Annotated in this window: 18 protein-coding genes and 1 pseudogene; 11 read left to right on the forward strand and 8 right to left on the reverse strand. The window is 73.6% G+C overall.

Annotation, left to right across the window (positions count from 1 at the left end; translation table 11 throughout):
* The first annotated feature begins 29 nt into the window (after nt 1-29).
* Nucleotides 30-959, forward strand: coding sequence for an NAD-dependent epimerase/dehydratase family protein (locus tag Sspor_RS37175; RefSeq protein ID WP_202203040.1), 930 nt, complete (start codon nt 30-32; stop codon nt 957-959).
* 5 nt (nt 960-964) lie between these two features.
* Here Sspor_RS37175 and Sspor_RS37180 read toward each other — a convergent pair whose 3' ends face one another.
* Nucleotides 965-1,723 carry a GntR family transcriptional regulator gene (locus Sspor_RS37180; RefSeq protein ID WP_202203041.1) on the reverse strand — a complete coding sequence of 253 codons (759 nt, stop codon included), beginning with the start codon at nt 1,721-1,723 and terminating at the stop codon, nt 965-967.
* 232 nt (nt 1,724-1,955) lie between these two features.
* On the opposite strand from Sspor_RS37180, the gene Sspor_RS37185 reads away from it, so the two are divergent.
* From Sspor_RS37185 to Sspor_RS37205, 5 genes are read left to right on the forward strand one after another with little or no spacing between them, the layout of a single operon-like run.
* Nucleotides 1,956-3,119 carry an ABC transporter substrate-binding protein gene (locus tag Sspor_RS37185; protein ID WP_373318882.1) on the forward strand — a complete coding sequence of 388 codons (1,164 nt, stop codon included), beginning with the start codon at nt 1,956-1,958 and terminating at the stop codon, nt 3,117-3,119.
* Nucleotides 3,119-4,009 (forward strand): ABC transporter permease, encoded by an 891-nt coding sequence (locus Sspor_RS37190; RefSeq protein ID WP_202203042.1) that lies wholly within the window; start codon nt 3,119-3,121, stop codon nt 4,007-4,009. The genes Sspor_RS37185 and Sspor_RS37190 overlap by 1 nt, the downstream gene beginning before the upstream one ends.
* Complete coding sequence (locus tag Sspor_RS37195; RefSeq protein WP_237404197.1) at nt 3,997-4,938, forward strand: ABC transporter permease; 942 nt, start codon at nt 3,997-3,999, stop codon at nt 4,936-4,938. The genes Sspor_RS37190 and Sspor_RS37195 overlap by 13 nt, the downstream gene beginning before the upstream one ends.
* A gap of 4 nt (nt 4,939-4,942) precedes the next feature.
* Complete coding sequence (locus Sspor_RS37200; protein WP_202203043.1) at nt 4,943-6,046, forward strand: ABC transporter ATP-binding protein; 1,104 nt, start codon at nt 4,943-4,945, stop codon at nt 6,044-6,046.
* Nucleotides 6,043-6,702 carry an HAD family hydrolase gene (locus tag Sspor_RS37205; RefSeq protein WP_272934861.1) on the forward strand — a complete coding sequence of 220 codons (660 nt, stop codon included), beginning with the start codon at nt 6,043-6,045 and terminating at the stop codon, nt 6,700-6,702. The genes Sspor_RS37200 and Sspor_RS37205 overlap by 4 nt, the downstream gene beginning before the upstream one ends.
* 24 nt (nt 6,703-6,726) lie before the next feature.
* On the opposite strand, the gene Sspor_RS37210 is transcribed toward Sspor_RS37205, so the two are convergent.
* Nucleotides 6,727-7,236, reverse strand: a complete 510-nt coding sequence (locus Sspor_RS37210) for a hypothetical protein (RefSeq protein WP_202203044.1) — start codon at nt 7,234-7,236, stop codon at nt 6,727-6,729.
* An 86-nt stretch (nt 7,237-7,322) separates the two neighbouring features.
* Here Sspor_RS37210 and Sspor_RS37215 point away from each other — a divergent pair, with 86 nt between their 5' ends.
* A complete protein-coding gene (locus Sspor_RS37215) occupies nt 7,323-8,408 on the forward strand; it encodes a DUF2330 domain-containing protein (protein WP_202203045.1) in 1,086 nt (361 codons plus the stop codon).
* Between the two features lie 30 nt (nt 8,409-8,438).
* On the opposite strand, the gene Sspor_RS37220 is transcribed toward Sspor_RS37215, so the two are convergent.
* Entirely contained in the window at nt 8,439-9,668 is a 1,230-nt protein-coding gene (locus Sspor_RS37220; RefSeq protein WP_202203046.1) for a competence protein CoiA family protein, read from the reverse strand.
* A 459-nt stretch (nt 9,669-10,127) separates the two neighbouring features.
* Here Sspor_RS37220 and Sspor_RS37225 point away from each other — a divergent pair, with 459 nt between their 5' ends.
* The 4 genes and pseudogenes from Sspor_RS37225 to Sspor_RS41750 all read left to right on the forward strand — a co-directional run.
* Nucleotides 10,128-10,637 carry a hypothetical protein gene (locus tag Sspor_RS37225; RefSeq protein ID WP_202203047.1) on the forward strand — a complete coding sequence of 170 codons (510 nt, stop codon included), beginning with the start codon at nt 10,128-10,130 and terminating at the stop codon, nt 10,635-10,637.
* Between the two features lie 111 nt (nt 10,638-10,748).
* Nucleotides 10,749-12,188: an amidase gene (locus Sspor_RS37230; protein WP_237404444.1), complete on the forward strand. Its 1,440-nt coding sequence runs from the start codon at nt 10,749-10,751 to the stop codon at nt 12,186-12,188.
* A gap of 156 nt (nt 12,189-12,344) precedes the next feature.
* Nucleotides 12,345-12,755: a Rid family hydrolase gene (locus Sspor_RS37235; RefSeq protein WP_202203048.1), complete on the forward strand. Its 411-nt coding sequence runs from the start codon at nt 12,345-12,347 to the stop codon at nt 12,753-12,755.
* A 54-nt stretch (nt 12,756-12,809) separates the two neighbouring features.
* A pseudogene (locus Sspor_RS41750) lies at nt 12,810-12,978 on the forward strand (IS21-like element helper ATPase IstB); the annotation flags it as partial.
* A 28-nt stretch (nt 12,979-13,006) separates the two neighbouring features.
* On the opposite strand, the gene Sspor_RS37240 reads toward Sspor_RS41750, so the two are convergent.
* The 5 genes from Sspor_RS37240 to Sspor_RS37260 form a co-directional block, all read right to left on the reverse strand.
* The gene (locus Sspor_RS37240) at nt 13,007-13,714 is read right to left on the reverse strand and encodes a 2-phosphosulfolactate phosphatase (RefSeq protein WP_202204087.1); all 708 of its coding nucleotides are present in this window, start codon (nt 13,712-13,714) and stop codon (nt 13,007-13,009) included.
* 85 nt (nt 13,715-13,799) lie between these two features.
* Nucleotides 13,800-14,537 (reverse strand): class I SAM-dependent methyltransferase, encoded by a 738-nt coding sequence (locus Sspor_RS37245; RefSeq protein WP_202203049.1) that lies wholly within the window; start codon nt 14,535-14,537, stop codon nt 13,800-13,802.
* 68 nt (nt 14,538-14,605) lie between these two features.
* Nucleotides 14,606-16,243 carry a carboxylesterase/lipase family protein gene (locus Sspor_RS37250; protein ID WP_202203050.1) on the reverse strand — a complete coding sequence of 546 codons (1,638 nt, stop codon included), beginning with the start codon at nt 16,241-16,243 and terminating at the stop codon, nt 14,606-14,608.
* Nucleotides 16,244-16,382: 139 nt separating this feature from the next.
* Nucleotides 16,383-17,288 carry a 5'/3'-nucleotidase SurE gene (gene surE, locus Sspor_RS37255; protein WP_202203051.1) on the reverse strand — a complete coding sequence of 302 codons (906 nt, stop codon included), beginning with the start codon at nt 17,286-17,288 and terminating at the stop codon, nt 16,383-16,385.
* A 118-nt stretch (nt 17,289-17,406) separates the two neighbouring features.
* On the reverse strand, nt 17,407-18,660 hold the full coding sequence (locus Sspor_RS37260; protein WP_202203052.1) for an MFS transporter: 1,254 nt from the start codon (nt 18,658-18,660) through the stop codon (nt 17,407-17,409).
* Nucleotides 18,661-19,022 lie beyond the last annotated feature (362 nt).

Consider the following 19,022-nt stretch of genomic DNA (forward strand, 5'->3'; position numbering starts at 1 on the left):
GAGGACCATACAGCGGCACAGTCGCACGCATGAAGCGAATTCTTGTCGTCGGCGGCAGCCGGTACTTCGGAAAGACCCTGGTCACCCGGGCGCGCGAGGCGGGGGACGAGGTGACCGTCCTCAACCGGGGCTCCGGCGCACCACCTCGCGGTGTGGAGCGCCTGGTCGCCGACCGCGACGACGAGGAAGCGCTGCGGGCGGCGCTGGGCGGGCGCGACTTCGACGTGGTCGTGGACCAGGTCTGCTACACACCGCTCCAGGCCGCCGTCGCCCGGCGGGTGTTCGCCGGGCGGACCGGGCGCTACGTCATGACTTCGACGATGGAGGTCTACGACCCGGCCACGCTCCCCGCCGGTCCTGCCGACCCCGACCCCGTTCCGGTCACCGAGGCTTCGCTCGACCCCGCGCGGCTGCCGCTCGCGGCGGCGGCGGTCCGTACGTCCGGGCCCCGGCCCGCGTACGTCTACGCCGAGGGAAAGCGGCAGGCCGAGGCCGTCTTCCTGCGGGACCCGGTATTCCCGTACGTCAGCGTGCGCGCCGCGCACGTCCTCGGCGGCGGCCCGGCGGAGTTCACCGGGCGGCTCGCGCACTACGTGGAGCGGATCGGCGCCGGGACCCCCGTCGACGTCCACGAAGCCCCGTACGCCACCTCGTTCATCCATCACCACGAGATGGCCGGATTCCTGCAGTGGGCGGCGGACGAGACCTTCACCGGGCCCGTCAACGCCGCCTCGCACGGCGCGACCGACGTGATCGCGCTCTGCGAGGCGGTCGCGGCGCGGGCCGGGAGGCGGCCGCGGTACCGGGTGGTCGGGCCGGGGGCCGCCGCCTCGCCCTTCTCCTTCGACCGCGCCTACGCCCTGGACAGCGGCCGGGCCTCGGCCCTGGGCTTCGGCTTCGGCCGCGTCGCCGACTGGCTGCCCGGGGCGATCGACGAGGTCCCGCGCGCCGCGGGCTGACGGGGTCACTGGTCTCCGACGCGCCGCTCCAAGGGAGTTGCTACCGAAGAGTTGCTCACACTGAAGGTCACGCTGCCGGCCCGGTAGCGGTCGTCGGACCACTCGATCGGGCGGCCGGTGGCCGTGGCGGAGACGTGCCGCTGGCGCAGCAGCGGGCTACCGCGCCGGATCTGGAGCAGCCGGGCGTCCTCGCTGCCGGCCGGAAGCGCGTCGATGAGGTGCTCTCCGTAGTGGGCGGTGACCCCCGAGCCCTCGGCCAGACTGTCCATGACGGAGCGGCAGTCCACCGGCAGCGCCTCGACGGCCGCCGCGACCCAGTCGGCGTAGGCGGTCCGCTCCACCATGGTCGGCTCCCCGTCGAGCAGCCGCAGCCGCAGGACGGCCAGGATCTCCGTGCCCGGGGCCAGCGCGAGCCGGTCCGCCTCCTCGGCCGTCGCGGGCCTGCGGGCGCGGGACAGGAAGCGGCTGGCGGCCCGGTGCCCGAGCCCCTCGGCCCACTGGGCGAAGCTGTTCAGCTCGCCGAAGCTGTGCCGGCGCTCCCGGCGCAGGACGATGCGCCGCGCGCCCTGGCGGGAACCGATCAGACCCTCCGCGGCGAGGGTGGCGACGGCCTGGCGGACCGTCCCGCGCGATGCGGACCAGCGCGTCGCCAGGTCGCTCTCCGAGGGCAGGTGCGCCCCCACCGGGAGCTCGCCCGAGAGGATCGCCCGCCGCAGCGCCTCGGCGATCTCCAGGTACCTGGCCGTGCCCGCGCTCGTACTCATGCCTTCCGCCCCCTGTTCGCCGTGTGCCGGCGGTGCTGTGCCGCAACCGCCGTGCACCGTCTCACATGATCATTCCAACAGGTTCTGTCACGGCTTCTTCCGGTCATTCTTCTCTCTTCGTCGAGCCGTGCTCCCGGAGACAGGCGCCGTTCACCGTCCGTACAGCGGGCCCGGGCGAACTGGAGCCAACTTGTTCAGACAAGTGAACCCATCCTCGTCTCTGGGAGAGACCGTGCTCAGTTCCTCCGCCCGTCGCGGTGCGGCCGTTCTGCTCAGCGCCGCCGTACTCACCACACTCAGCGCGTGCGGTGCCGCACCCGACCCGAAGTCCGGCGGCGCCGACGGCGCCAAGAACGGCGTGCAGCCGGGCGCCGCGACCTCGGTCGCCGACTTCGGCTCCTTGGAGGCCCTCGCCGCCGCCGCGCAGAAGGAGGGCGAGCTCAACGTGATCGCGCTCCCGCCGGACTGGGCGAACTACGGCGAGATCATCAAGGCCTTCGAGGCCAAGTACAAGATCAAGGTGAACAGCGAGAACCCGGACGCATCCAGCTCCGACGAGATCGCCGCCGTCAAGTCCCGCAAGGGCCAGAAGCGCGCCCCCGACGTCCTGGACCTCGGGATCGCCTTCGCCCGCAGCGGCGCGGCCGAGAACCTCTTCGCCCCCTACAAGGTCACCGCCTGGGACAAGATCCCCGCCGCCCAGAAGGACGCCGACGGCCGCTGGACCAACGACTACGGCGGCTACGTCTCCATCGGCTGCGACGCCGCCCGCATCACCACCTGCCCGCAGACCTTCGCCGATCTCCTCAAGCCCGAGTACAAGGGCAAGGTCGCCCTCAACGGCAACCCCACCAAGTCCGGCTCGGCCTTCGGCGGCGTCTACGCGGCCGCCCTCGCCAACAAGGGCTCCTTCGCCGACATCCAGCCCGGCATCGACTTCTTCGGCCAGCTGAAGAAGTCCGGGAACTTCATCCCGGTCGAGTCCACCCCGGCCACCGTCGAGAAGGGCGAGACGCCCATCTCCATCGACTGGGACTACCTGAACGCCGGCTACGCCGACCAGTTCAAGGGCAAGGGCGTCGACTGGAAGGTCGCCGTCCCCACCGACGGCGTCTACGCCCAGTACTACTCGCAGGCCGTCAACAAGGACGCCCCCCACCCGGCGGCCGCCCGCCTGTGGCTGGAGTTCCTCTACGGTCCCGAGGGCCAGAACCTGTGGCTCAAGGGATACGCCCGCCCGGTCCTGCTCCCCGGGATGACCCAGGACGGCACCGCCGACCAGGCCGCCGTCGCCAAGCTCCCGCAGGTCCAGGGCACCCCGGCCTTCCCCGCCTCCGAGGAGCTCGACAAGGCCAAGGCCATCCTCGCCGAGAAGTGGGACAAGGCCCTCTCCTGATGTCCTCCACCACCGACCCCCGCGCCGCCGACGGCACCCGCCGCCGGCGGCGCGGCCCGCGCACCTGGCTCGCGACCCTCCCGCTGCTCGCCTTCACCGGACTCTGCTTCGGCATCCCGCTCGGCGCCATGGCCTACGGCGCGGTCACCCGCACCGACCCGGCGAGCGGCGCCACCCGGGTCACCGGCGAGCACCTCGCGCGCTCCCTCCAGGGCCCCTACCTCGACTCCCTCATCGGCAGCGTCCAGCTCTCCGCCCTCACCGCACTCGTCGGCGGCGTCCTGGGCGTGGTGATCGCCCAGGCCGTGGTCACCTCCCGCTCGGCGGGCCTGCGCAGCGCCGCGCTGACCGCCTCCGGGGTGCTCGCCAACTTCGGCGGCGTCCCCCTCGCGTTCGCCTTCATCGCCACCGTGGGCATCTCCGGCGTCGTCACCCGGCTCGCCGACCTCACCGACCTCGGCTGGAACCTGTACTCCTTCACCGGTCTCACCGTGGTCTACCTGTACTTCCTGATCCCGCTGATGGTGCTGGTGATCGCCCCGGCGCTGGACGGACTGCGCCCGCAGTGGCGCGAGGCCGCGCAGAACAGCGGGGCCACCGGACGGCAGTTCTGGCGCCATGTCGGCCTGCCCGTGCTCGCGCCCTCCCTGCTCGGCGGGTTCGTGCTGCTCTTCGGGACCGCCTTCGCCGCCCACGCCACGGCCGCGGCCCTCGTCGGAGGCTCCGTCCCCCTGGTCACGCTCAAGATCGCGGACGCGCTGTCCGGGAACGTGCTCACCGGCCAGGAGAACGTGGCGCTCGCCCTCGGCCTCGACATGATCCTGATCGCCGGCCTGGTCATGGCGGTCTACCTGCCCCTCCAGCGACGGAGCGCCCGATGGCTGCGATGACCCCGACCACCCGGTACTCCGACGGCGCCCGGGACACGGGGGAACCGGACGCCGGAGCCCCGGCGCGCACCCCGGCCCGCCGGCCCCGCCGGCCCCGCCCCGGGATCTGGCGCGGCGCCGTCCTCGCCCTCACCGGCGCCTACTTCCTCGTCCCGCTCGTCGCCTCGTTCGTGTTCACCGTGCACGTGCCCGGCCGGGGCATCACCTTCGAGGCGTACACCGAGCTGCTCTCCGCCGACGGCTTCACCGAGAGCCTGCTGCTCTCCCTCGGCCTCGCCGCCGCGACCATCGCCCTGTCGCTGCTGCTCGCCGTGCCCGCGCTGGTGGCCGTACGCATCGGCTCACCGCGGCTGCGCCCGGTCGTCGAGGTCATGTGCATGCTGCCACTGGTGGTGCCGCCGATCGCCCTGGTCACCGGCATCACCACCGTGCTGCGCTGGGGGCCCGAACACCTGTCGCGCACCCCGCTCTACCAGACCTTCATCGCCGTCCAGAACGAGAAGTTCCCCGTCGTCCTGGTCCTCGCCTACACGGTCCTGGCGCTCCCCTTCGTCTACCGCTCGCTCGACGCGGGCCTGCGCGCCGTCGACGTCCCCACCCTGGCCGAGGCCGCCCGCAGCTGCGGCGCGAGCTGGCCGTACGTCGTCCTGCGCGTGCTGCTGCCGAACCTGCGGGCCTCGCTCGCCGGCGCCGCCTTCCTCACCCTGGCGCTGGTGCTCGGCGAGTTCACCATCGCCTCCCTCCTCGGGTTCCGGCCCTTCGCCGTGTGGATCGTCTCGATCTCCGGAGCCCAGGCCCGGATGTCGGTGGCCGTCTCCATCCTCAGCCTGCTGATCACCTGGCTCCTGCTGATCGCCCTCTCCCGGGCCGGGACCACCCCCTCCACCGCCGCGGCCGCACCCGCCACCACCTCCCGCAAGGAGCCCTGAGCCCATGTCCACCACGCCCACCACCCTTCCCACGGCCGGGAAGCCGGCGGATCCCGCGCGGCCCGCGGGCGCGCGCGTAGAGTTCCGCGGCCTGCGCAGGGCGTTCGGGTCCACCGTCGCCCTCGACGGGCTCGACCTCACCGTCGAACCCGGTGAACTCCTCGCCCTGCTCGGCCCGTCCGGATGCGGGAAGACCACCGCCCTGCGCGTCGTCGCCGGCTTCGAACAGCCCGACTCCGGCGAGGTCCTCGTCGACGGAGCGGACATCACCCGGGTCCCGGCCAACCGCCGCGACGCCGGCATGGTCTTCCAGTCGTACAGCCTCTTCCCGAACCTGAGCGCCCGGGACAACGTCGCCTTCGGCCTGCGCGTACGCAAGGTCGGCGCGGCCGAGCGCCGCGAACGCGCCGCCGAACTCCTCGACCTGGTGGGCCTGCCCGACCACGGCGACCGCTACCCGCACCAGATGTCCGGCGGCCAGCAGCAGCGTGTCGCACTCGCGCGCGCCCTGGCCCTGCGCCCGCGCGTGCTCCTGCTCGACGAACCGCTCTCCGCGCTCGACGCCAAGGTACGGGCGAACCTGCGCGAGGAGATCCGCCGCCTCCAGCTCTCCCTCGGCATCACCACCGTCTTCGTCACCCACGACCAGGAGGAGGCACTGTCGATGGCCGACCGGGTCGCCGTCCTGAACGCCGGGAAACTGGAACAGTGCGCCGCGCCGGCCGAGCTGTACGACCGCCCGGCCACCCCTTTCGTCGCCGAGTTCGTCGGCACCATGAACCGGCTGCCCGGCCGGCTCACCGACTCCGGTCTGGTGGCGGTGGCGGGGGCGCGCCTGCCCGTCGACGGCCCGGTCCCCACGACGCCGCAGGTGCAGGTCCTCGTACGCCCCGAGAACGTCACCGTCACCGCCGACGACGCGGGCACGGCCACCGTGGTCTCCGCCTCCTTCCTCGGCTCCGTGACCCGGCTCCGGCTGGAACTGCAGGACGGGGTGAGCGTCAAGGCGGACCTGCCGTCGCGGGACGCCGGAGCCCTGGTGCCGGGGGCACGCGCCACCGTGGGACTGGCCGAGCGGCCCGTTCTCGTCGTGGCCGGGTCCGCGTGAGCGCCCTGGCGGCGGTCCTGTTCGACATGGACGGCACCCTCGTCGACACCGAGGTGCTGTGGTGGCGCACCACCGAGGAGGTGGCCGGCGGCCTCGGCCACCGGCTCACCGAAGCGGACGCGCCGGAGGTCGTCGGCCGCGCGGTGGAGGACACCGCCGCGCACCTCGTACGGGTCTCGGGCGGGGGAGACCCGGCGGACGTGGCGGCGGCGCTCACCGAGAACTTCTTCCGCGGGGTCGAGGCCGGGGCGCCCATGCGCCCCGGCGCCCAGCGGCTGCTGACCGCGCTGGAGGCGGAGGGCGTGCCCTTCGCCCTGGTCAGCGCCTCGCCGCGGGTCGTCGTCGACTCGGTGGTCGGGGGCTCCCTGGCCCATGTCCCCTTCGCCTTCACCCTGTCCGCCGACGACACCGCCCGCACCAAGCCGCACCCGGACCCCTACCGGGCCGCTGCCGGGCGCCTCGGCCTCGCACCGGCGGACTGCGTCGCGGTGGAGGACTCGCCGGACGGCGCCGCCTCCGCGGAGGCGGCCGGCTGCGCGGTCCTGGTGGTCCCCTCCCTGCTCGCCGTCCCGGCGTCCCCACCGCGGACCTTCGCCGGGTCCCTGGAGGACGTCACCGTGGCAGGGCTGCGACGCTGCCTGACGGCTCCGGGCTGACCCCGGGCCGGGGGCGGGCCGGGCTCAGGCCGGCAGGCCGAGGATGTCCAGGATGGCCTCCGCGTAGGCGGCGGTCCCGGAACCCGGGGCGGTGGCGACCTCACGGCGGAAACCGTCCACACCCGTACGGATGAAGGCGGTGCACTGCCCGTGCAGTCCGGCCTCGTGGGTGCCGCCGTCGTCCACCGTGCACAGCAGGGCGAGCAGCGTCCACAGCAGGGCCTCGCGGGTCGCCCGCCGGGGCGGCCCCGCCGCCCACACGGCCATCAGCACACCGCACACCGCCGGAGCGGGCGGCTTCAGGTGCTCCGCGAAGAAGACGTGCCCCTCCAGCGCGTGGAACGCGGAAGGATGCCCCTCGGCGGCATCCCGTACGGCGTCCATCAGATGGCCCGCCGAACGGCCGCAGCCGCACTCGACGGCCTCCCAGTCGTGCCGCGCGATCTCCGCCGCCACAGCATCCGGAACCAGCGGGCTGCGCAGCACCGCGGACCGGCGCAGCAGAGCCTGCTGCCGCTTCTCGCTCCCCGTCATGGGGCACAGTATGAGGCCAGGTCGCAGTGGTCGGCGAGGGGGGTCGGAACCGGATCACGGGGGCCGCCGTCTGAGACCCCGTGTGGATGAAACGAAGAATTCTCGCGCTGCTGTTCGCCCTGCTCGCGACCCAGCTGGGCGCACTGGTCAACCCGGCCTACGCGTGCGGGTGCGGGGCCATGATTCCCGACGGCCAGTCCCGGATCGGCGTCGACCGGGAGACCTCCGTCGTGCGCTGGGACGGCCGTACGGAGCAGATAGTCATGCGGTTCACCGTCGGCGGGGACGCCCACCGGGCCGCCTGGATCATGCCGGTGCCGGGCCGGGCCACGGTGGAGCTGGGCGACGGCAAGATGTTCGACGAACTGACCCGGCTCACCCGGCCCGTGCACAAGGACCGCGGCTACTTCTGGCCGCGCGAGCGCGACTGGCCCTTCTCCTCGGACACCCGGGACGGCGTCGGGGACCGGGCGCCCGGCAGTGCCGCGCCGCCGGTCGGGGTCGTCGGGCGCGAGCAGCTCGGAGACTTCGACGTGGCACGCCTGACCGCCACCGACCCGGACGCCCTGAGGAACTGGCTGGAGAGCAACGGCTTCAAGCTGCCCGACCGCCTCGCCACCGAGGTCAAGCCGTACGTGGACCAGGGCTGGGAGTACGTGGCGGTACGGCTGGCCCCGCGCGGGCCGGGCCATCCGCTGCGCGGCGACCTGGACCCGCTGCGGATCCGCTTCGACAGCGCCCGGCTCGTCTACCCGATGCGGCTCTCCCGGATGGCGCAGACACCGCAGTCCCTCGGCCTGTACGTCCTCGCCGACCACCGCATGGAGCCCGCCTCCCCGATCGGCGGCTCCGCACCCGAGGTGACCTTCGCGGGCACCATCCACCCCGAGGACGGCCCGCTCGCCGACCTGGCCGGTGCCGAGCCGGTCTTCCTCACCGCCGTCGACCAGCGGTTCCCGGTGCCGAGCCGCATCGACGCCGACCACGAACTGCGCGCCACGGCCAAGGACACCCCGTACCGCAGGGCGATCTACCACGACAAGCTGCTCAGGGTGGGCGGCGTCCCGCTCTGGCTCCTGACGCTGGGCGCCGCCATGGTGGTTTTGACTGCAGCCTCCGTCGCCGTCGTGCGCCGACGCGAACGCCGCCCGCGCCCGGCCGGGGCCTCCTGACCCGGCGTCATGCCCGGCGCCCGGGACGCCTCACACCCCCTCGCGGCGCTGCGGCGGGATCACGACCACACGCTGACCGGGCGCCGCCCGCCGACTGATCCGCTCGCCGTCCTCGGGGTCGGCCGCGAACAGGAGCAGCGCGGCCAGCCGGTCCCGCACCGGCGGTATGTCGTCGGCCACCGGGCAGATCACCGCGTACGGCCGGCCCCGTACGTACAGGGGCAGGCCGCCCGCGAAGGAAGGGGCCTCCATGTAGTGGGTGGCCGGATGGACACCGGTCTCGTGCCGGAGGAAGTCCGACGCCGGGCCGACGAAGCGGGCCATCCGGTCCCGCAGCTCCATCCGCCGGTAAGGGTCCTGCTCCAGCCGCCAGTTCGCGGCCTCCATCGCCTCGCGCCGCCGCTGCTCGCGCGCTTCCCGTTCCGCCGCCTCGGCGGCCAGGTCCGCGGCCCGCTGCCGCTCCTCTTCCTCACGGCGGCGCAGGGCCGCCTCCCACTGCTCCTTGTGCGCGGCCCGCAGCCACTCGTGGGCCACGGCGACCGCCCGGCGCCGCGCATGCGCGGCACGGATCTCCTCCTCGGCCATCCGCGCGTACCCCGGCGTCACCCACCGCATGACCGCCTGCTCACCGGGGCGGGCCCCGGTCACCTCGGACCGGATCACACTCCCGGCGCAGAGCGCCGCCACGAACCGCCCCAGCGGGAAGGGCCCGGGCGACGTCCACGCGCCGTGACCCCCGCACGGGAGCGGGCCCCGGAAGTCCTTGGGGCGGTCGTCGCCGGCCCCCGGCGGCTCGGTCCTGCGGCAGTCCGCGCGGTCCGCGCACCAGTCCGGCACGAACCGGGCCGCCCCGGCCACGACCTGGAGGGGCCCACCGTCCTGGGGCCGGGCGATCCGTACCGCAGGTACCGTGTCGAGCCACGGCACCCGCTTGCGGTCCGTGAACCAGCACACCTCCATGCCGTCCGCCGCGTAGCGGGCGGTGCGCATCCCGATCCCGGCCACCGAGATCCCGGACAACTGGGCCTCCAGCGCCGTCCGGCGGCCGCCGTCCGGCGACTGCGCCAGTACGTCGGCACGCCAGGACCCGTCCGGCGCGGCCACCTCGTACTCGGCGGACCACCCGGCGGCCCGGGCGGCCGTCGCCAGCTCCAGCTTCAACAGGTGGTGCGCCATGCTCTCGCCGGCGGACGCACAGTGCGGCGCGCCGTCGGCATGCCGCAGGTACCACACGTCCCGCCCACGGTGGGTGAGGTGCACCAGGTGCACCTGCCATCCGCACTCATGGCAGGAAACCGGTGCCGGCGCCTTCGGCCGGTGCAGCGCGCTCCGGTCCTGCCCGCACCCCAGATCCGGAAACGTGGCGTCGATGCGACCCCACTCGGCATGCACGCCGACGAACGCCATGGTCCCCCCGTCCTCCCGCTGCGGCCGCACCCCCGGGCCGTCGTACGACATACATACTTACGTCCAACGGCCTTTGCGCCGAAGGCGCCTCGCGGTGAGGGCGGCAAACGGGACCGTGCGCGACGGACCCGGCCGGCGCATCCCGCGGGGTACTCACGGGGGTACTCACGCGGGGAGCCGAGTACCCGCCCCGATGTGCCGTGCGAGCCGCCCTCCTAGGGTGTGGGCATGCCCTCCGCACGGTCCTCCGCCCCGACAGCGCCACCCCGCCCGCGCCCACGCCCACGCCCACGCCCGCGTCCCGTCCGTGCCGTGCTGGCGCTCGGGGGTGTCGTCTGCCTTCTGGCCACCGGCTGGGGCGCGTACCGGTTGTGGAACGGCGAGCCGTACCCCGACGCCGATCCCCAGGCCGTCGCCACACGGCTCGGTGCGCAGGCCGAACGCGTCCGGGACGATCTGGCCGTACCCGTGCCGGCCGACGCGCTGCCCAGCCGGGCGGACACGGGCGCCTGCTCCTACCGCGGACTGCGTTCCGTCGCCCACATCGACGAGAGCCGCCCGGACGTCCGCAGCTTCAGCCTCGCCTGGCAGACCACCGGAGTTCCGGAGGAGACCGCCCGGGCCGCTGAGCGGCGGGTCCGCCTCCGGCTGGCGCGGCAGGGCTGGAAGCTCGCCGCGGAGAACATCTCCGACATGGGGTTCCGCTACGAGGACCCGGGCACCGGTGACCGGGTCGACGTGGACTGGTACGAGCCCACCGGGACGCTCGCCGCCCGTGTCCACGCGCCCTGCGGGAAGGTCCCCGGGGACCACCCCGGGTAGGCGCGCCTCCCGGCCCGGGCCGGGCCGCGCCCCCGCGGGGTTGACGCGTGAGCGCCTGGACACCAACCTTGCACCGGAGTTACCGACAGGTAAGGGGAAACGGTGGTGTCCATGGACGAGGACGGCGCACGACGGCTCGCACAGGACCGGGACGACGCGGAGCTGATGTTCCAGGGAGTCGCGCGCCAGGCCGAGCTGGTGCGCGCCGGCAAGACCACCTCACGCGCCCTCGTCGAGGCGGCGCTGCGCCGCATCGCCCGGACCGACCCCGTCCTCGGCGCCTTCCGCGTCGTCCTCGCCGAGCAGGCCCTCGCCGAGGCCGACGCGCGTGACGCGGCCGAGCCGACCGGGCCGCTCCACGGCGTGCCCATCGCCGTCAAGGACGAGCTGGACGTCGCGGGGCAGGTCACCACCTTCGGCGGCGCCGCCAACCGGACCCCCGTCGCCGCCGATTGCGAAGCGGTACGCCGCCTGCGCGCCGCCGGAGCCGTCGTCATCGGCAAGACCACGATGCCCGAGTTCGGCCAGTGGCCCTTCACCGAGTCCGCCGCCCACGGGCACACCCGCAATCCCTGGGACACCACCCGCACCCCCGGCGGCTCCAGCGGCGGCAGCGCCGCCGCCGTCGCGGCCGGACTGGTCGGGGCGGCCCTCGGCGGCGACGGCGGCGGATCCATCCGCATCCCGGCCGCCTGCTGCGGTCTGTTCGGCCTCAAACCCCAGCGCGGCCGGGTCTCCACCGCCCCGAACCCGCACCTCTGGTACGCCCTCGGCACCGTGGGGCCGCTGACCCGCAGCGTGGGCGATGCCGCTCTGCTCTACGACGTCCTGGCCGGCACCACCCCCACCGACCGCTGGAGCGCCCGCCCCGCGGCCACCGGCTGGGTGGAAGCCCTGGAGACGCCGCCCGGCCGCCTGCGCATCGGATACTCGGCCAAGTCGGCCGTGCCCGGGGTACGCCCGCATCCGGAACACGTCGGGGCCGTCCTGGAGTCCGTACGGGCCCTGCGCGAACTGGGCCACGACGTACGGGAGGTCGACCCCCGCTACCCCGACGCGACGGCCCCGTTCGCCGCCCAGTTCTGCGGCGGAGTACGGGCGGAGGCCGACGCCGTCGACCGTCCCGACCTGCTGGAACGGCGCACCCGTCGTACTCTCGCGCTCGCCCGGCTGGTCCCCGAATCCGCCGTGGAACGCGGGATCCGGGCGGGGGAGCGGCTCGCGGAGCGCGCCGACCGCATGTTCACCACCATGGACCTCCTGCTCACCCCCGTCGTCCCCGAACGCCCCCGCCCGGTGGGCGCGCTGGACGGTGCCGGGCTGCTGACGGCGCTGGCGCGCTCGCGCCCGATGGTCGCCTACACCGCACTGTGGAACGTCACCGGGCACCCGGCCGCCTCCGTCCCGGCAGGCCTCGCGGAGGACGGACTGCCGCTCGCCGTACAGCTGGTGGGCCGCCGGGACGACGAGGTGACCGTGCTCCGGGTCGCGGCACAACTGGAGGAGGTCCGGCCGTGGGCGCAGCGCCGCCCCCGGCCGCCGTCCGCCTGACCGACAGGACCGGCGCGGTCCCGGCCGGGCAGGGGCACGGGGGAACCCGGTACCGGAGCCGGCCTCCGGTACCTCAGCGCACGCGGATGCTGCGCGTGCCGCTCGGTGGAACGAATTGCGATGCGCACCGGCGGTAAGCCGGTCAGACTCGCGTGCATGACTGCGAAGATCACTCGTATCAACCCCGAGCAGCTGCACGAGACGCCCGGCTATCACCACATCACCGTGGTGGAGACCGGCCGTACGGCCTACCTGGCGGGGCAGTGCCCTCTCGATCGGAGTGGTTCCCTCGTCGGTTCCGGATCGCTTGAGGTCCAAGTCGACCAGGTGGTCGCCAACGCACTCGCCGCCTTGGCTGCGGTCGATGCCGAGCCGGAACACGTGGTGCGCTCGGTGGTCTATGTGCGGAGCGACGACAGAGACGTACTGGGCGTCGCTTGGCGTCGGCTCACCGACTCGGCCCTCGGGGCGGCGTTCACCACCGCCAGCACGCTGTTGGGTGTTGCGCAACTCGGCTTCACGGGACAGCTCATCGAAGTGGACCTCACCGCGGCGCTGCCCGACTGAGCCTCTTCGTCTCCAGGTGTCGCACGCCGTCGCGAACGGGGTGGTCGCCCGCCACGGCCGCATCGGAACTCGACCGCCCCGGCGCCGAACTTCGCCTCCAACGCGTGCTTCGGCGGTGGGACCCAAGACGTTCACCGGCCCCCGCCTCCGCGCGGCCATCGTCGAGACCGGCACCGACTCCGACCGCCTCGCCAGCACCCGCGCCCGAGCCGAGGAGCCCGCAAGAGCGGGATGCCCCCGACAGTCGCGGGTCAGCCGGCGTCGGCTGATCCGTCGGGCACCGCGGCGGGACGCAGCACGGTCAGAGAGTCTTCCTGGCGGGCGACCATCGCGAAGGAGAACGTGTCGACTTCCAGACAGAGGTCGACATCATCGGGATGAACCCCCTGGTATCCGCGTCGCACCCCGTCGGAAAGGTCGGCGGCCGCCCGGGAGGTCCTCGCACGGTGGAGATACGGGGCCACCTCGACATCGCCTCCGTCGAGATGCCGGCCGATGTATTCGGCGCAGGCCAGGTCCTCCGAGGCCCGGCCTGCGTCGCCGGTGACGACGAACGTCACCGGCCCGGATCCCTCCGTCTTCAGGAACCGCGCGGTCGCGCCGGCCACGACGAAACTCGCGCACAGGACCAGCGGCGCGCTCGCGACGGCCAGGGCACCGACCGTTCCGGCCGTCGTCTTCTGCACCACCGTGCGACCCGTCAGACCGAGCGACCGGACCAGACCGGGTGAGTTCACCGTGTCGAAGCCCGCTGCCGGAGCGCCGTCCTTCAGAGCCAGCCAACCCGGACGACTCTCCTTCAAGGCCAGTGCCTCACCCTCCGACGAGGCCAGGACGATCCTTTCGGCGCCACGCGAGAACGCCCAGGCAGCCACGGTGAAGGCCCGCATCACGTCGACGACGACCGCCACACGCGGAACGTCGGTCAGCTCCGGAATGCTGACAAAGCGATGGTTCATCTCGCCATTCTCGCCGAGGCCCGCATCGCTGACGCCAACGGGCGGTCCAACGCCCGCCACCGGGGACCCAGCGGGCCCGCCCGGGCTACGACGCGGAGGGGCGGCGGAGCAGGGCCGTCCAGAGGAAGGGCTCGCCGAAGAGCGCGGACTCGGCGGGCTCGTCGCGCATCATGCGCAGTTCGACCTCGGTCAGGTCACTGAAGATCGCCCGCAGGGACTCCGCGGTGTAGGCGAGTCCGCCCTGGAGGCCCGCCTCACGGTAGAACTCCTCGTCGGGGATCTCGGATCCCATCCCGCCGGCCGCGAAGCAGGTCAGCGCGAGATGGCCGCCGGGGGCGAGAGCCCGTTCGAGTAGAGCCAGGTAGCTGATGCGGCGGTGGGGCGGCAGGTGGTGGAAGCAGCCCGAGTCGTAGATCAGGTCGTACGGGCCGCTCAGGGTGGTCGCGGCGAGTTCGAAGGCGTTCCCGCGGTGGAACCGGATCTCGGCCCCCGCCTCGCGGGCCCGCTCCTCACCCCAGGCGATGGCCGTCGGCGACAGATCGACGGCGTCCACGTCGAAGCCCAGGGCGGCGAGGTGCAGCGCGTTGCGGCCCGGACCGCAGCCCAGGTCGAGGGCGCGGCCCGGGGCGATCAGGCCGCGGTCGGCGTACGAGACCAGGTTCTCGTCCGGCTTCGGCACGAAGAACGGGACAGGCTTGGAGCGATCCGCGTAGAAGCCGTCCCACCAGGACGCCCCGTCGTCCGTCCACCGGTCGGCCTCCGGTGCGAAGAGGCCGTCCAGCAGCTTCAGGACGTCCTCGACCGTGCGTATGTTCCGGTCCATCCGGCCCCCTCCTCTGATGATCCAACTCTACGTTGCCGCCCGGGTGATCAGAGGGGAGCGGCAACGCCTCACAGCGGCCGGGGAGGCTGCGTCCGCCAGAACGCGCAACTGTGCTCCGCCGCGAACGACGTGCTCGTCCGGGTCGCCGCCGGGTCGAGGACGAGCACCGGGGCGGTACCGGCACCGGTACCGCCTCCGGCACTGGTCGGCGGCCATGGGGTCTGGCCCGCCACCACCGGGGCGCCGAAGCGGGCGAACGCCGCCCAGTAGCGCTTCATCCGGTTCCCCAGCGCGACCTGCTCAGGGGCCAGCGGGCGCTCGCCCATCGTGAAGTCGTACAGGTAGGCCAGCTCCGCACTGTGCGCGTTCGACTCGTCCAGGCCCGGCACCTGCGCGCCCGCGAGCGTCGGAGACCGCGGGTCGTCGAACTCGTAGACGTACGTCGGCACCTGGGACGCGAACGACTGCGCCGTCCACGCCGTGTGGCAGGCGAAGGTGGAGTCGGTCATGACCGCCGACAGCGCCAGATACGGAGAGCCGTACTTCGCTACCGGATAGCGCGCCAGCACCTCGGGCCCCGCGGCCCCGTGGGCCGCCAGGATCTGCGCCGTGTACTGCTCGGCCGTCAGGTACGGCTGGGTCAGGGCGACGAAGAAGCGGGCCTCGGAGCGGGTGCTCCCGATCAGCACCGGCACCTTGTTCCACGCACCGCTCGCGATGGCCCGCGCGGGGGCGACCGGCAGCAGCCCGTCACCCGAGGCCGGACCCCGCGTCGGCAGCGTGCGCGCCGCCTCGACCAGCGCCGCTCCGGAGGCGGCGCGCAGGCAGGCGGCCACCTCGGCGGCGACGGTGCAGCCCGCCCGCGCGGCGAAGGACCGAGCCTGCGCCTGCGCCTCCGAGACGTCCGGCGTGGCCAGCAGCGTGCAGGGACCGCTCTGCAGCACGGCCCGGTGGAACAGGCCGGCGGCCGATGGGGCGGCGAGCAGCGCGCAGACGGAACCGCTTCCCGCGGACTGGCCGGAGATCGTGACACTGCCCGGATCTCCGCCGAACGCGCCGATGTTCTCCCGGGTCCAGCGCAACGCGGCGAGCTGGTCCATCAGCCCGAAGGACCCGGATCTCAGGGCGTCCTCCCGGCCGAGCTCGGGCAGTGCGAGATAGCCGAGCTGCCCCAGCCGGTAGTTGATGCCGACCACCACGCTCTGCGTGAGGTCGGCCATGGTCCGCCCGCCGAACTGGGTACCCGTCCCCTGGCTGTACGCACCCCCGTGCATCCAGACGATCACCGGGAGCCGGGCTCCGGGGCGGGCGGTCCGCGGCCGGTACACGTCCAGGTACAGGCAGTCCTCGCTGACGGCCGCCGGGTCGCTCAGGCCGAAGGGCGAGAACTGCAGGCACGCCGGAGACTGCCGGGTGGCCTCCCGCACCCCGGTCCACCGGGGCGGGGGCGCGGGAGCCCGCAGCCGTGCGGCCCCGACCGGGGGAGCGGCGTAGGGGACGCCGAGGAACTCCTGCGCCCCGTCGTGGGAACGGCCGCGCAGGGCGCCCTGCGTGACGGTGACCCGGGGGTCCGCCGAGCCGCCGGACGGCGACGGCGGCGAAGCCGTCGCGGGTGGTGCGCAGGCGAGCAGCGCCACCAGGGCGAGTGCGAGTGCGCTGCCGAGCAGGGACCTTGCCGAGGGCAGCCGGTTGCCGGGCCTCTTCATCCGTCCTCCTGGAGTGGTGCCGGGGCGAGCGGGTGCGTGCAGGTGCGTGCGCGTGTGAGCCGGTGCGGGCACGTACCGGGGTGCGGCCGGGTCCGGCCGGGGCGGAGCGGGGTGCGTGCTCCGCCCCGGCCGGGGCTCGTCAGGGGCGCAGCCCGGCGATCAGTACGGAGGTCACGGCCTGGTCGGCCGGCCCCGTGTTCCAGTCGGCGTTCATCGGGCTGACGGCGATCCGGCCGGCGGTGACGGCCTCGACGTCACCGCCCTTGGCTGCGGGCCGCAGGTCGACCTTCACGGTCACCTTCCAGGTGCCGTCGCCCGCGTCGGTGAAGTCGGGTTCGAGCAGGGTCTGCGGATCCTGGAAGGTCGCGGACACCCCCGCGGCCGTTCCCTTGCCGTCCGCGCCGACCACCGGGTGGTTCACGTTCAGGCCCACACCCTTGGGCAGCAGCGGCCCGGACCGGGCCCGCGAGCGCAGCCGGTCGATCAGCTTGACCGCGAAATCGAGCGTCGGCCCCATCGCGTTGACCGTGGTGACCGGGTCGGGCGCGCTGACGCCCCCGGTGCTCAGCGCGATGGCCGGTACACCGTGCTCCAGCGCGGCGACGGCGCCGCCGACCGTACCGGAGTGGGTGGCGAGACCGGCCACGTTCGGGCCGAAGTTGGTACCGGAGACGACCAGGTCGGGCGCGCCGCCCGCGAACACCTCGGCCAGTCCGAAGGCGACGGAGTCGCCGGGGGTGCCGTCGACGGCCCAGACCTTCGGCTCGGGGTGCTTCACCGTGACGGCCGGGGCGCTCATCATCTTCGTACCGGCGCCGCTCTGGTTGGTGAGCGGGGCGACGATCGTGACGTCGTGCCCGGCGGCGGTCAGCCGCTCGAAGGCCTTGCGGATGCCCGGGGCGTTGTAGCCGTCGTCGTTCGTGAGCAGGATCCGCAACGGACCGGCGGGCGCGGTCCGCGGTGCGGCGACCGCCGGAGCCGTGCCGGCCAGGGCCGGCGTGCACAGCAGCAGCGCGGCCAGCGGCAGAACTCGCTTGCGTCTCACAGGGTGCTCCTTGATGAGGGAGGAGGAAGTCGAGGGTGAGCAGGGGTGGGTACCGGCGGGCGCACGACCCTCGGCGTGCGCCCGCCGGAGTCGCGGACGGGCGGGCCCGGGGGAGGGATCAGCGCACGCTGCGGATCGGGAGGATGGCCAGCGCGCCGACCAGGGAGAGGGCCCCGCCGACGAGGAAGAGCGGGGTGTAGCCGCCCAGGCCGGTGACGACGGCCGAGGCGACGAAGGGGGCGATGATCTGCGGCCCCGCGTTCGCGATGTTGAGGACGCCCATGTCGCGGGCGGCGTCCTCGGCCCGCGGGAGGACCAGGGTGACGAGCGCGGTGTCGACGGCCATGAAGCAGCCGAAGGCGAGCCCGTTGAGCGCGCTGAAGACGAGCATGCCGGTCCAGGTCGGGCTGACCACGGGGACCACCATGACGAGCCCGGCGAGGGCCGCCGATACGCCGACGAACACCTTGCGGCGGTTCCAGCGGTCGGACAGCAGACCGCCCACCACGGTGGAGACGGCCATCGCGACCATCGACACCGGGGTGAGGACGGCCATCGCGGCGGGCGGGGTCAGCCCTTCGGGGAGCGTGATGTGGTCGCCGAGGATGTACAGCTGGTAGCCGACGACGGAGAAGTAGCCGAGGACCATCAGGGCCCGGCCGATGAAGGCCCACCGGAAGTCGTGGTTGGCCAGGGCCGAGAGGAAGGCGGCCAGTTGGGCGCCCTTGGGCCGGGCGGGCGCCTCGGCGGCGGGCCCGGTGCGCGGCACGTCGCGGCAGAAGACGCTGAGCAGCAGGGCGGAACCGGCGACGACCGCGCCGAGCACGAGGTAGCCGGTGCGCAGCTGGTCCGCGGTCCGGGAGGCGATGAGCACGCCGACCGTACCGCCGATGGGCAGGCCGAGCCCGACCAGCGCGGATGCGGTGCCCCGGCGGGCCGCGGGGATCCGGTCGGGCACGATCGCGGTGACCGCCGCCTGGAAGACGTTCATCGTCGCCTGGATCAGACACCATCCGATGCCGACGAGCAGGGCGGTGCGCGCGTTGCCGAGGAGGGCGAGAAGGGCGAGCGAGGCCAGGCCGCCGCCCACGATCCAGGGGTTGCGGCGCCCGCTGCGGTCGGAGAGGGCGCCGGCGATGGGGTTGAAGGCGGTGGCGAAGACCGCGCTGACGCCGCCGATCAGGCCGAGAACGGCGACCTTGTCGTCGGGGGCGATCGCGGCGACCTGGGTGGGCAGCAGGACGGAGCCGACGCCCATGTAGAGCGCCATCATCGCCGAGTTGGCGACCAGGAGGAGGGGCAGGAGACCACGCCGGGGGGCGGGCTCCCCGGTCGGGGGGACGGATGGTTCGACGACTTCGGGCGTGGCCATGACGACTCCTCGGGGGACGGAGCGGGGAGGTGGTGGCGTGCGGGGGAGAGCGGGCGGCCCATGAGCGGGCGCCGGACGGCGTCGTCGCCGGGAACATGCGGTGGAGGACGCCGTTCGTAACGTGATGTTGTTACACGTGTCACCAAGTGCGGTGGACACTGTGTAGCACCCATTTCCGGACTTCGCCAAGGCCCGTGGCGGGTCGTTGTGCAGATCGTGACCGTCGGGCGGGTTGGGCGTGAGCACGCGTGTAACCACTTGTGCAGGCCGCCTCGTACGGCAGATGTGACGAGAAACCGTCTTGCCCTTGTGGCGGTCGTGACGCGTAGGCAATACTCCGTGCCGCACCGCGACGACCCTGC

The organism is Streptomyces spororaveus, from assembly GCF_016755875.1.
Taxonomy (GTDB): Bacteria; Actinomycetota; Actinomycetes; order Streptomycetales; family Streptomycetaceae; genus Streptomyces; species Streptomyces spororaveus.

What these genes read in the sequence shown, in the direction of transcription:
- Sspor_RS37200 (WP_202203043.1), top strand. Translation starts at nt 4,943, where the DNA reads ATGTCCACCACGCCCACCACCCTTCCCACGGCCGGGAAGCCGGCGGAT.
- Sspor_RS37235 (WP_202203048.1), top strand. Translation starts at nt 12,345, where the DNA reads ATGACTGCGAAGATCACTCGTATCAACCCCGAGCAGCTGCACGAGACG.
- Sspor_RS37210 (WP_202203044.1), bottom strand. Translation starts at nt 7,236, where the DNA reads ATGACGGGGAGCGAGAAGCGGCAGCAGGCTCTGCTGCGCCGGTCCGCG.
- Sspor_RS37250 (WP_202203050.1), bottom strand. Translation starts at nt 16,243, where the DNA reads ATGAAGAGGCCCGGCAACCGGCTGCCCTCGGCAAGGTCCCTGCTCGGC.
- Sspor_RS37260 (WP_202203052.1), bottom strand. Translation starts at nt 18,660, where the DNA reads ATGGCCACGCCCGAAGTCGTCGAACCATCCGTCCCCCCGACCGGGGAG.
- Sspor_RS37195 (WP_237404197.1), top strand. Translation starts at nt 3,997, where the DNA reads ATGGCTGCGATGACCCCGACCACCCGGTACTCCGACGGCGCCCGGGAC.
- Sspor_RS37175 (WP_202203040.1), top strand. Translation starts at nt 30, where the DNA reads ATGAAGCGAATTCTTGTCGTCGGCGGCAGCCGGTACTTCGGAAAGACC.
- Sspor_RS37180 (WP_202203041.1), bottom strand. Translation starts at nt 1,723, where the DNA reads ATGAGTACGAGCGCGGGCACGGCCAGGTACCTGGAGATCGCCGAGGCG.
- Sspor_RS37215 (WP_202203045.1), top strand. Translation starts at nt 7,323, where the DNA reads ATGAAACGAAGAATTCTCGCGCTGCTGTTCGCCCTGCTCGCGACCCAG.
- Sspor_RS37245 (WP_202203049.1), bottom strand. Translation starts at nt 14,537, where the DNA reads ATGGACCGGAACATACGCACGGTCGAGGACGTCCTGAAGCTGCTGGAC.
- Sspor_RS37230 (WP_237404444.1), top strand. Translation starts at nt 10,749, where the DNA reads ATGGACGAGGACGGCGCACGACGGCTCGCACAGGACCGGGACGACGCG.
- Sspor_RS37240 (WP_202204087.1), bottom strand. Translation starts at nt 13,714, where the DNA reads ATGAACCATCGCTTTGTCAGCATTCCGGAGCTGACCGACGTTCCGCGT.
- Sspor_RS37190 (WP_202203042.1), top strand. Translation starts at nt 3,119, where the DNA reads ATGTCCTCCACCACCGACCCCCGCGCCGCCGACGGCACCCGCCGCCGG.